Below are 12384 nucleotides of genomic sequence, written 5' to 3'. Positions count from 1 at the left end.
AGTTCAAACCAATCCTCCAAACACATTTCCCAAAACTTCAAACCATCTTACGAAAATATGAAACCTTTCAGCGCGGCAAACGCCTTACACTGGTTCTGTATGAATGTAAACCCTTACACAGCTAGGAGAGGTGTGCATGAATTTTCAGGAGATGCTTCGGCCTGTGCCGGCTGGGGCGAAGTTCGAGCTAGATGGATGGCATGTTTGGTGTGGATCGATGACACAAGATGCGGAGGGGAGGTATTACTTGTTCTATTCGCGTTGGCCTGAACGTGTTGGTTTTGAGGCATGGGCCACGCATTCCGAAATCGCCTATGCGGTTGCCGATAATCCGTTGGGTCCGTTCCATCACGTGGATACGGTTTGGACATGTAGAGGTGGCGCAGCGAGCTGGGACAGAGATGTGGCACACAATCCAGCCATTTTGCGCTATGGTAATCGTTATTACTTGTATTACATGGGGACGCATGGCCCCGAGTTTGATCTCGACCAACCTGCCGATGAGGCAACTTGGTGGGCGTATCGCAACCATCAACGTATCGGCGTTGCTGTGGCTGATCATCCCGCTGGTCCATGGACTCGAGGGACGTCGCCCGTGCTCGATGTCTCCCCAGGAGAGTGGGATGGACTCATGACGAGCAACCCTACGGTGTGTGAGACCGCTGACGGCCGTATCCTGATGATGTACAAAGGTGTGGCCGAGGGCCCTCCGCCAAAGGGTGGAGCTGTTAACGCTGGTGTTGCCTTTGCCGATCATCCGCTTGGACCATTCCGTAAGCAGCCAGCCCCAACAGTAACGAATCCAACGAACGATTGGGCGGTAGAGGACCCTTATGTTTGGTGTCAGGGCAACGAGTACTATGCATTGATGAAGGACTTTCAAGGTTATTTTACGAAATCTGAACGGGGCTCAGTGGCCTTATTTGAATCATCAGACGGCATTGTATGGCGACCATCGCGGCATGTACTGGCTTTCGATTTACAAATTCCCTGGGCTCATCGGGACGCACAATCCGTCCTCAGACTGGAACGCCCCCAGCTATGGTTCGATGAGAGCGGGATGCCTGCCGTCCTGCTGTGTGCCGTGCTTGAACGGGAGGGAAGCCGATCGTATAACATCCGAATTCCATTAGCCTACGATTACATCACGCTCGTCGAAAATTGATCTAGCAAAGCCGTCTCCCAACTAGGAGGCGGCTTTCGTATTTCCGAAGATTTTAGACCATCTGCCAAAGATATGAAAAGGATCGCTTCTTCTGCGGCGCTACAATAAAGGTATAACAAACAGAGAGAGGAGAGGCAGCTCATGCATCGAACGATGAACCTGCTGCGGAGATACGGTGTCATGTATGCCCTATTAATTCCGGGCTTGCTGTACTTTGCGGTATTCAAATATGTGCCGATGGTGTACATCGCCGCTGCATTTAAGAACTACAACGTCCTGCAAGGACTCTGGGAAAGCCCGTGGGTCGGCTGGCAGAACTTTCAGCTATTTTTCGATGGTGTGTACTTCAAGCAAATTATCGGAAACACCATTCTGATCTCGTTTTACAAGCTCATGTTTTCGTTTCCAGCGCCAATTATACTCGCTTTAATGCTCAATGCCGTCACCTCAACGGGGTTCAAAAGAACCATCCAAACCCTGACCTACCTGCCTCACTTTCTGTCATGGGTCATAATTTACGGGTTGCTGGTGGCTTTCCTCGCACCTGGAACAGGGCTCGTTAACCAGTTGTTGACCGCCTTTCACTTAGATCGCATATCCTTCTTAACCGAGTCTGGTCTGATCCGATCCCTTATCGTAACAACGGATATTTGGCAGTCAGTCGGTTGGGGAGCCATCATTTACTTGGCAGCGCTCACAGGTATTGATCCAAGCCTTTACGAAGCGGCAACGATGGACGGCGCGTCTCAGTCCCGTCAGTTATGGCATATTACACTGCCAGGTATTCGCAACGTCATTATCCTCATGCTCGTGCTGCGGCTCAGCGCCATTCTTGATGTTGGCTTTGACCAAATCTTCATTATGCTCAATCCGCTTAATCAAGAGAAGGCCGATGTTATCGAGACATGGGTGTATCGGGTCGGTTTACAAGAGGGACGCATTGGACTTGCTACCGCCGTTGGATTGTTCAAGTCAGTAATCGGCTTCGTGCTTGTACTTGGTGCGAATCGGATTGCCAAAAAATTCGACGGACAAATCTGGTAGAAGGAGGAATTATCCATGCGTCACATGACCACTGGCGACCGACTCGCCCAAGGTGTTAACTATTTGCTGCTCAGCCTGCTCGCTGCTTCCTGTGTATTGCCCTTCCTGTATGTCATCAGCGTTTCACTAACACCGATATCCGAGTTCATTAAGAAAGACGGGCTAGTCATTATTCCGACGCATACCACATTGACTGCTTATCGAGAGATTATGCAAGGGGGCCGATTACTCGATGCCTACCAAGTGACCCTCTTTCGTGTCATTGTCGGTACGCTGCTGAACCTAGTGTTCACTGTCATTACAGCACTTCCGCTCTCGCGTAAAGCGTTACCTGGTCGAAGTCCGTTCCTGCTTTTCATCGTATTCACCATGCTGTTCAACGGCGGTATTATTCCGGGCTACTTGCTCGTGAAAAATATAGGACTGCTCGATTCCGAATGGTCACTCATCATTCCGGGATTGATCAATGCGTTCTATCTCATGATTGTGAAAAGTTTTTTCGAACAGCTGCCAGAGGCTATTGATGAAGCTGCTCGGATCGATGGAGCGGGTGAAATTGCCATCTTGGTACGCATCGTAATCCCGTTGTCTGTACCGATTATCGCGACAATTGGCCTTTTCTACGCTGTGTGGCACTGGAACAGTTATTTCGATGCCTTGCTCTACATCAACTCTCCAGAGAATCAGCCTGTGCAGCTATTCCTCCGGCAGATCTTACTCGCCTCTGTTGCAATTAGCGGGGACGCAGCAGAAGCTGCTAACTCGGTGAACCCTATTTCGGTCCAAATGGCGTCCGTCGCCATTACAACGTTACCGATTCTGGTTGTGTATCCGTTCATCCAGAAGCATTTTACCCGAGGTGTTCTGCTTGGCTCTGTGAAAGGTTAATGTGGGGCCAAAATCGATGATATCTAGAGGCAACTCTCGATATAGCATGTATAATAGACTAAAGGGAGAGGTTCAAGATGAAAAAGAATCACGCAAGTGCGTTGCTTAGTATGACTGTAATCCTAGGGGTTGTTGCTGCAGGCTGCAGCAAGGCTGAGAATACGGCTTCACCAAGCGCGAGCGTTGCCCCCTCTACTGGAGCCACGCAAACGGCAAAGCCGGTGGAAGCTGACAAGAAGTATAAAGTTAGCTTTTATAATACAGTCGGTTATCGGTTAACAACGCCAATGCCAGCGAAAGAGCAGGATCCGATTCGTCAAATGATCGAGAAAGACAACAATATGGATCTCGATATGATCATGGGCGGTGAGAACTGGAAGGATAAGCTCAATCTGCTGATCTCCTCCAATCAAATTCCTGACATAGTCTCGTTCCCTGACCGTGCCTCTGCGATTAAATATTACGATCAAGGCTTGCTTGCCGATCTCGATGATCTGTTGAAGGAGTTCCCTGAGCTTCCGAAAGCATTCGACCCTTCGCGCCTCGAGCCTATGAAATATAAAGGTCATACGATTGGTTTACCAGCTTCTGAATCCGTTGGCGGTGTAAATGGCTGGTGGATCAATAATACGTGGCTCAAAAAGTTGAACCTGTCGGTTCCGACGAATCCACAAGAATTGCTCAATGTTATGAAAGCGTTCACTTTCAACGATCCAGACGGTAATGGCAAGAACGATACGTATGGTTATGTCGCGATGCTGCCGAAGGACGGCTCACTGGGTTATAGTACGAGTGGTGCGCAAGGCTTCCAACAGATTTTCTGGATGTACGGTGTACAACCTAACTTTGTAGATGTCAAAGATGGTAAGGTGGTTGTCTACAACACGGACGCGAAAACGAAGGAAGCGCTGACGTTCATTAAAGAAATGATCGATGCGAAAGTTGTTGACCCTGACTGGGTAACGATCGACGACGGACTCAAACGTGATAATAAAATGTACCAAGGCAAAGTTGGTATTATGATCGAAGACTGGCGCCGTTCGGAGCCTGCGGAAACGAAGAAAATGCAGGATGCCGGTGGCAGTGTGCCGGATTGGAAACAAATCGCGCCTCCAAAGGGGCCATATGGGGATCAAATTCTTGACGTAAAACCATTCCAGCAGTCACTCATTGGACTTTCCAAGGAAGCGATGAAGGATGCAGGTAAAGCTAAGCGTGCGATGCAGTTCATTCAGTATCTATATACCAATAAAGATGCGTATCCATTCCTTGCTTATGGGATCAAAGATAAGTCCTTTACCGTGACGAATGGCACACCGAAGCTAATTGATAGATCCACTTATAACGAGAAGGAAATTGAGTGGCGCTATAACTATGCTTTCGTTCGCAAAGCGACGGATGGCGTGTACTTCGACTTCCAAAAACCTGATATCACGAACGCGAACCAGAAGATTAACACGAGTTATTTGAAGGATAACAACGTAAATCCACGTGTTTTTGACGATCCAGCTGACCCGATGTCGCAAGATCGCCTCAAGTACGCCAATGAAATGATGCTCAAATTCGTAACAGGGAAAGAGCCTTTAACGAACTGGGATACGTACGTGAAGACGCTGCAGGACAAATTCAAGCTGAACGATGCGATTGCCAATTATACGAAGCAGTTGCAAGGTGACGGTGTAATAAAATAATGTAGTGGGGAAAAGGGGAGACGCCTCCTCTTTTTCCACATTTCAACGACAGCTAGCAACGAGGGGTGCGCACATGCGAGATTGGATCAAGAAATGGTTCCACAACATATCATTCCGACTGTTTCTGGTCTGTTTCGTCTTCGTGCTCAGCTCGGAGGCTATTCTAAGTGGCTTATCCTACCGTTATATTAAAAATGAAATTACCTCGAGTCAGCTTAACCAAGCAACACAGTTGCTGCATAAGGAAGAGGAATATATCGATCTGTACTTTCTTCTTGTGCAAAATACGATCGGCCAACTCTCTACTTCAGCGGCTTCGTGGCGTAATGATCTGACGGCTGCGCAAGCTGCCCTGGAGAATGCTTATCGGGAGAACTCGGTCATGCTGACAGACGTGTACGTGATTCGTAAGGATTTGTCCATACTGGGCGGAAATCCTGTAACCAAGGTCATTAACGACCCTAGAGACGATCGTGATCCTCTATATAAAATGGCTTATAGCAACGCCTATGGGGCCGTGACCGTTAGCCAGCCGTATCAGAATTTCTTCTCCGGTTGGACGGTTACCTTCACCAAAGCGATTACCATTGCCGGTGAACCGATGGCTGTGGCAGTGGATTTGAATCTAACTGCGATGCAGGAGAGATTGCAGAAGATTGGCGGTGGCAGCAACGATTTGCAGCTAGGCATTATGGACAAAGAGGGACGTGTCATTCTGGAGCCAGCGGGCAGTCGCCTGTTCAGTATTGTCGATCATCGTTTGCGCTTTGATGACCGAGATGGTCGGGAGCTTGTCGAGTCCAAGGACGATGTCTTTAATGACCATATGAACGGGACTGCTGTGACGATTATGAAGAGCATTAATCCACGTACCAAATGGATTGTATTTGCCTTCTATGACGGAACGACGCTGCAAACCTCGCTCAAGCGGATGGAGACATTTTTCATAGGCCTGCTGCTGCTGGGCTTCTTGCTTAGTGTGTTGACGGCTGGCTTCGTGGCCCGCATGATTCGAACGCCTGTGTACTATCTGATTCGTAAAATCAATCAAGTCGGTCACGGAGATTTGAACGTTAGCATATCGAGCGCACGCCGTGATGAATTCGGCAAACTGGCAGCAACATTCGACGACATGCTAGGCCAGATTCGCACCTTAATTGAGCATGTGAACCGTGGCGAGCGCAAGAAGAAAGAGTTAGAGATTCAAGTGCTGCAGTCTCAAATTAATCCGCATTTTCTATATAACACGTTAGGTTCAATCTCCAATGTAGTCGCATTTGGGCGCTATCATGAGGTAGATAACATCATTGAAGCACTGATTTCGATTCTAGAATACGGCATTACGGAGTTCTCTGACCGTGTCAACTTGGAGCAGGAGCTCCGGAATGTGAAGGATTATTTGTATATTCAAAAGATCCGATATGACTGTGAATTTGAGCTCATAGAGGAGATTGATCCAGTTACTTTAGAACTTCCTGTATTACGGATGGCGCTACAACCGATTGTGGAGAACAGTATTTTTCATGGCTATGCAGGTGGACGTAAGTCAGGAGCTATACGGTTGTCTGCCGTCCGTCGTGATGGCAAACTCATTGTTGAAGTTGAGGATCAGGGGATTGGTATGACACCTGATAAGACAACTGAGCTATTACTTGAGGATCCTGTAGGGAGAAATTTTGATCACCGTAAACGAATAGGCTTGTACAACATTCATCAACGCATACGTTTAAATTACGGAGAACCTTATGGGCTTAGCGTATGGAGCAAGCCAGGTCGTGGAACATGTGTAACACTGACATTCCCAGATGATATAGCTCAAGATCAGCATGATGAACGCGGAAGGGGGGAGGCGCAATGAGAGAGGTGACTTGCCTCATTGTGGATGATGAGCCGCCGATGGTGCAGCGGCTAGAGACATACTTCGGGCGGTGGGCGGAGCGGCGGATGCCATTCCGGCTAGTTGGTCGTGCTTATTCGGGCGCTGAAGCGCTGGAGAAGGCTACAGAACTGCGTCCTGATCTCATTATCACGGATATCGTGATGCCTGGTATGGACGGGATTGAGCTCGTTCGTCAGCTGCGGGAACGATTGCCAGGTGTGGAAGTCATCATCCTAAGCGCCTATTCGGATTTTGCCTATGCCAAACAAGCGATTGCTATGGGGGTGTTTGAATATTTGGTCAAGGTACCCCTGCGCGAAGAAGATGTACGCACGGCCTTGTCCAAAGCACGCGATAACGTGATCGCACGTGAGGAGAAGGAGCGGCGCCTACAAAGCCTCAGCGGATCCGTGAAGGAGAATTCCTATCGTCTGCGCAAGCATCTGCTAGAAGAACTACTCCGTGGAGAGGTATCTGATCCTGTCATGGAGCGCCGAAGTGCAGAGCTAGTACCAGGTTTTGAGCCGCGGCAATATGGGTGCTTTGCTGTGCGTTTTGATAATTACGATGTATTCTGCTTGGAGTATTCACCAGCGGACCGTAACATGCTCAAGTACGGCATGTTAAATATTATCGAGGAAGTGCTCCGAGAGAATGGGAGCTGTTTCGCTTGTGAGTTGCAGCAGGGCGTCATTGTTGCCCTGGCTACGATTCGGGCGGGCAGCGAACAATCGTTCGACCGGAACTGTTACGAGCTTGGGGAAAGCATCCGTGATGCGATAAAAACGTATTTACGGATCTCGGTTTCGATAGGTGTGAGCCGAATGTACAACGGTTGGGGTTCAGCTTCTGCTGCCTATGAGGAAGCCAAAGGTGCGCTTGACGACACTTTCTACGCCAGCTTTGGCACGGTGATTACGCCAAATCGCAGGCTAGGCTATAGCGAAAGTGACTGGCGCGAACTCTCAGAACGCTTCGAGCAAGTGCTCGAGCGCTCTAGTGCGAAGTCGTCGGGAGGCGAAGCGCTTGCGCCTTTGCTGCATGTTTTGCATAACCATCGGATTATTCCTGGCAAGCTGCTGGGTTATATCGAGGGCTGGTGTGCACGCCTTCGCCAACGGTTGCTATCTGCAGATGATGAAGTTACAGCCGATGTGGTTATATTTGCGGACTGTACGCATCTGCATCAACTGGTGGAGCGGCTGCGCGTGGAGTGGGAGAAGCTGCACGCCCGTGCAGAAGGGAGCGGTCTGCGCCCCGAAATGGCGAAGGCGATGCGTTTCGTTGAAGATCACCTGAAGGAATCAATTTCCTTAGGTGTTGTAGCAGATCATATTCATTTGAATCCGACTTATGTGAGTGAGCTTTTCAAGAAAGAATTAGGGATTAATTTCACCGATTACGTCTCTAAGCGTAGGATAGAACGGGCCATCGAGTTGTTGCGTAAACGTGATTATTCGAATTTAGAGCTTGCTGAGGCTGTTGGTGTTCATAATGAGAAGTATTTTTGTACCTTGTTCAAAAAAATAACCGGGACCTCTCCACAGAAGTTTGTCGCAGCAAGCTGGAGGGATTGACGAGGAGAGAGTTGCTTTGTTACCAAAGGAAGCTCGAGATCAATTCGAAGAATCGATTTTTCATAATCCACCTGCTACCTATAGAAGCACGCCATTCTGGTCATGGAACGATAAGCTGGAACCCGAGGAGCTTCGCAGGCAAATTGGCGAAATGAAGCGAGCCGGGTTAGGTGGCTTTTTCATGCACACGAGGCAGGGACTTCTTACTCCCTATATGGGTGAGGCGTTTCTGGATGCGGTTGAGATATCGGCGAACGAGGCTAAGGTTCAAGGGCTCGAAGCCTGGTGCTACGATGAGAACGGTTGGCCTAGTGGAACGGCAAACGGTGTTGTGCCGGCATTGGGGGCTTCGTATCAGCAGAAGTCGCTGGAGGGTATCCGAGTCGAAAGAGTGGATGCTGGGCAACAGGTTGAAGCGCTTAGGCAGGATCCAGACTTCCTGTACCTGCTTGTTCGTCGAGAGAACGAGCAGCAATGGCGGGTGTTATATGAGGCTAGGACTATGTTAGGTAAGGGTCCAGAGGACGAGAATTGGGATGTAGCAGTGGCTGTGATGTGCCGCGTAAATCCTTATTATATTGATATTCTTTCTGAAAATGCGATGGAAGCTTTTCTGCAGGCGTGCCACGATGTTTATTTTCAGCGTATGGGGGAGCGTTTCGGTGAAGGAGGAATGCCGGGTATTTTCACCGATGAGTTTAAGTTCTCTGGCGTGCCATGGTCCGTTGATTTGGATCAAGCATTCTCGGTGCATTACGGGGATTCGATTGCGAATGCGATCGGTTGGCTTCTAACAGATGCAGATGAGTCTATGAAGGATGCGGCATATCGCGCACGCTATCAGTTCTGGCATATAGTAAGTGCACGATTCCAAACATCCGTTCGTCTAGTGGCAGACTGGTGCGAGGCACACGGCTGGCAGCTGACAGGTCATTTCATGGGGGAAGACACTCTCATGGACCAGATGCAGTATACGGCTGGCGTGATGCCGTTGTATGAGCGGATGCATATGCCGGGAATTGATATGCTGGGGCGGACGCCGCGCAGCGTCCTGCTGCCTAAGCAGGCTGCCTCGGTAGCGCGGCAGTTAGGTAAACCGTTCGTGATTACAGAAACCTTCGGTTGCTGCGGTTGGAACTTGAGCTTTCGCGAGATGAAGCGCATCGCGGAGTGGCAGTTTGTCCTAGGCGTGAACCGACTATGCCCGCATCTGCAATCGTATTCGATTCGCGGGGTTCGGAAGCGGGATTATCCGCCTTCGCTTTACGTTCAGCAACCGTGGTGGGATGTGTACAGCCAGTTTAATGATTACTTTGCTAGGCTTACGTATTTGTTGACCCTTGGGAAGGCGGCTCCAGGGATTCTTGTTCTGCATCCGATGCGATCGGCTTGGCTCCTGCAAAGCGTGAAGGATAGTAGTGCTGTAGAGCGCATGCAGGACCGAATGGATGAGTTAGCCCATGGACTATTAGCGCTTCAGCGTGATTTCGATTACGGGGACGAGACGTTGATGGAGCGCTACGGCCGTGTCATGGACGGCGTTTTGCAAATTGGGGAGCAGTCATACGACACGGTGATCGTGAGTGATGTGCTAACCCTGGAGGCTTCAACCTTAGCATTGCTGAAATCATTCGCAGAAGCCGGGGGAAAGGTCATTCTGGTGGGCGAAGCGCCTCGTTACTTGAAGGGGGAGCGGTGTGAGGAGTTGTCTTTGTGGTTCTTGTGCGATCGCGTTGTGCATGTTGCGGAAATAAGTGACGTGCGTGAACATGTGAAAGCACGTCAGGATTGGCTTCCAGTGGAGGGTACATCACAGGAAGCATTACGAAAACTCTATGTGCAGGAACGGCGATTGCCAGGTGTGACCTTGCTTTATGCTGTGCATACGGGTGATACAGAGGTAATCGAGTTGAAGATTCCTGCGTCTGATCGGCGAATATGGATGGAGATGGATTTGGAAAAAGGAGAAAAGGCCGAAGCTGATGCACGTATGTTGTCGGCAAGCGTGAAGCTGGCTCCAGGCGATTCGAAGCTCTTCGCCGTTTGGGACAGTAAGGTTACGACGGAATCGGCCACTTTCGGAGAACCGCCTCAGGCAACAGCTCCTTTACCAATTGAGAAGACATTCTCAGCAGTTGAAGCGAACGTAGGTGCTCCATGGGACTACCAGTTGTCAGCACCTAATGCTCTGACACTCGACTATGCCGCCTATCGAATAGATGGAGGGGAGTGGTCATCTCCTACCTACGTGTTGAACATTCAAGAGCATTGTATCGCGATGCAACGACCTGTACATGTGGAGTTGGAGTTCACTTTCGAGACCGATGTTGAGTTGATGCGGCAGACGGATCGTTCACTGTGGAAGCTGGCAGTTGAGCGTCCTGAGCATTGGGAGCTGGCGATCAATGGACAGTCTTTTCGTGCGGAGGATGCTGACGGCTGGTTTGGCGGTGACCGCAGCTTCCCAACGCTGAGAATCGGCGAATTTGTACGGGAGGGTCATAACCGTATCCGCATGTCAGGACCCTTTTACTGTAACGATGATGTCTATCGGTTCTTCGGTGTGGCAGGTGCTAATTTGGCTCCAATTCGCAATAAGCTCTTATTCGATGTTGAAGTCGAAAGCATGTATGTGCTGGGGCCATTCGCTGTGAAGCCACATGGCGGCTGGGAGCAGGCAGAGCGCGAGGCGTTGTGGACGGAAGGTCCATTCACGTTAACCACACTGCCGAAGCAGCTTCACTTGACGGACGTCACGACGCAGGGATTGGTGTTCTATTCAGGACGAGTGACCGCAGACAAAACGATTACCTTACCCGAGCAAGTGTTGAAACATATTCGCAACAATAACGGAAGGCTCGTCCTTCAGTGGGACGCTATGCGCTGTCCAGCTATGAGCATCACAGTGAATGGTGGAACCACCCATACGATTCTATGGGGAGCCCACCAGCTGGACGTAACAGATGAAATAGTGAGCGAACAGGTACAGCTCCAAATCGAACTGCTGACCAGCGGGCGCAATACATTTGGACCCCATCATCATCTAAAAGGGGAAGTCACCTTTGTTGGCCCCACCAGCTTCACCGATAAAATCGGTTGGGTCGATGCAGGTGCCGATCACATATGGACGGATCGCTATTGTTTGGTCAGCTGCGGGCTGACCGGCGTTCAATTGTTGCTGGTTAACGCCAGCTAAACCTCACATGCAAACCCTTGTATGAGCCCATTTTCCGATTGGAAAGTGCGGTTCACGAGGGTTTTTTGTCATGATTTTATAACCGCAGGAAAACCAAGCTGCTTCGTTGTAGTAGTCATCAAGAGAAATGGCGGTTCTACAGCAGATAAGTTGGATAACATATGATATAATGGACGAGGTTTGCCTGACCTATAAGCTTAATTAGGAGGAACATATGGGTAAAGTACATATTTGCGATCATCCGCTTATCCAGCATAAGCTTACTTATATTCGGGATGAGAACACAACAACGAAGGATTTTAGAGCCCTTGTCGATGAAGTTGCTACATTAATGGTGTATGAAATTACAAGAGATCTGCCACTACAACAAGTGCAAGTGAAAACGCCGGTTACAACAGCAGATTGCCAAGTTATCTCGGGTAGAATGTTAGGGCTGATTCCTATTTTGCGCGCGGGGTTAGGTATGGTTGACGGTGTGTTAAAGCTGATGCCAGCTGCAAAAGTAGGACATGTTGGTCTTTACCGCGATCCGGATACGCTTCAACCTGTTGAGTACTATGTGAAGTTGCCAACCGATGTGTTGGAGCGGGATTTGCTCGTTATTGATCCTATGCTTGCAACAGGCGGATCTGCCAATGCAGCAATTGACGTGCTGAAAAGCAGAGGCTGCTCACGTATTAAGCTAATGTGTCTCATTGCAGCACCTGAGGGCGTAGCTTCTGTACAAAAAGAACATCCAGACGTTGATATTTACGTCGCAGCGGTTGATGATCATTTGAATGATCATGGCTACATTGTGCCAGGTCTCGGGGATGCAGGGGATCGATTGTACGGCACGGATTAATTTTTTGAACAAAAGTAAAGCTTACGAAGTCAGTTTTCCTGTAAGAAAACTAAGCTCATGCTTACGAAGATAGCTTTCCTACGGAAAGCTTTAAGGGGAG

At 49.4% G+C, this 12384-nt stretch carries 8 protein-coding genes; all 8 read left to right on the top strand.

Going from position 1 to position 12384, the window contains the following annotated elements; translation table 11 throughout:
* Positions 1–136: 136 nt before the first annotated feature.
* The 8 genes from ASL11_RS07225 (at position 137) to upp (ending at position 12284) form a co-directional block, all read left to right on the top strand.
* Positions 137–1165 carry a glycoside hydrolase family protein gene (locus ASL11_RS07225; RefSeq protein ID WP_056611723.1) on the top strand — a complete coding sequence of 343 codons (1029 nt, stop codon included), beginning with the start codon at positions 137–139 and terminating at the stop codon, positions 1163–1165.
* A 141-nt stretch (positions 1166–1306) separates the two neighbouring features.
* Positions 1307–2209, top strand: coding sequence for an ABC transporter permease (locus ASL11_RS07220; RefSeq protein WP_056611718.1), 903 nt, complete (start codon positions 1307–1309; stop codon positions 2207–2209).
* Between the two features lie 15 nt (positions 2210–2224).
* On the top strand, positions 2225–3097 hold the full coding sequence (locus ASL11_RS07215) for a carbohydrate ABC transporter permease (RefSeq protein ID WP_056611713.1): 873 nt from the start codon (positions 2225–2227) through the stop codon (positions 3095–3097).
* A 77-nt stretch (positions 3098–3174) separates the two neighbouring features.
* Positions 3175–4788, top strand: a complete 1614-nt coding sequence (locus tag ASL11_RS07210) for a hypothetical protein (protein ID WP_056611708.1) — start codon at positions 3175–3177, stop codon at positions 4786–4788.
* 73 nt (positions 4789–4861) lie between these two features.
* Positions 4862–6646 (top strand): cache domain-containing sensor histidine kinase, encoded by a 1785-nt coding sequence (locus ASL11_RS07205; protein WP_056611705.1) that lies wholly within the window; start codon positions 4862–4864, stop codon positions 6644–6646.
* Positions 6643–8244 carry a response regulator gene (locus tag ASL11_RS07200; protein WP_056611702.1) on the top strand — a complete coding sequence of 534 codons (1602 nt, stop codon included), beginning with the start codon at positions 6643–6645 and terminating at the stop codon, positions 8242–8244. Before ASL11_RS07205 ends, ASL11_RS07200 begins: the two co-directional genes overlap by 4 nt.
* A gap of 16 nt (positions 8245–8260) precedes the next feature.
* Entirely contained in the window at positions 8261–11440 is a 3180-nt protein-coding gene (locus tag ASL11_RS07195) for a glycosyl hydrolase (RefSeq protein ID WP_056611699.1), read from the top strand.
* Positions 11441–11654: 214 nt separating this feature from the next.
* A complete protein-coding gene (gene upp / locus ASL11_RS07190) occupies positions 11655–12284 on the top strand; it encodes a uracil phosphoribosyltransferase (protein WP_056611696.1) in 630 nt (209 codons plus the stop codon).
* Positions 12285–12384 lie beyond the last annotated feature (100 nt).

This window comes from Paenibacillus sp. Soil750 (assembly GCF_001428045.1).
GTDB classification, from domain to species: Bacteria; Bacillota; Bacilli; order Paenibacillales; family NBRC-103111; genus Paenibacillus_E; species Paenibacillus_E allorhizoplanae.
Note: the sequence above shows the minus strand (reverse complement) of the source record. Positions and strands in the feature narration are given on the sequence as shown.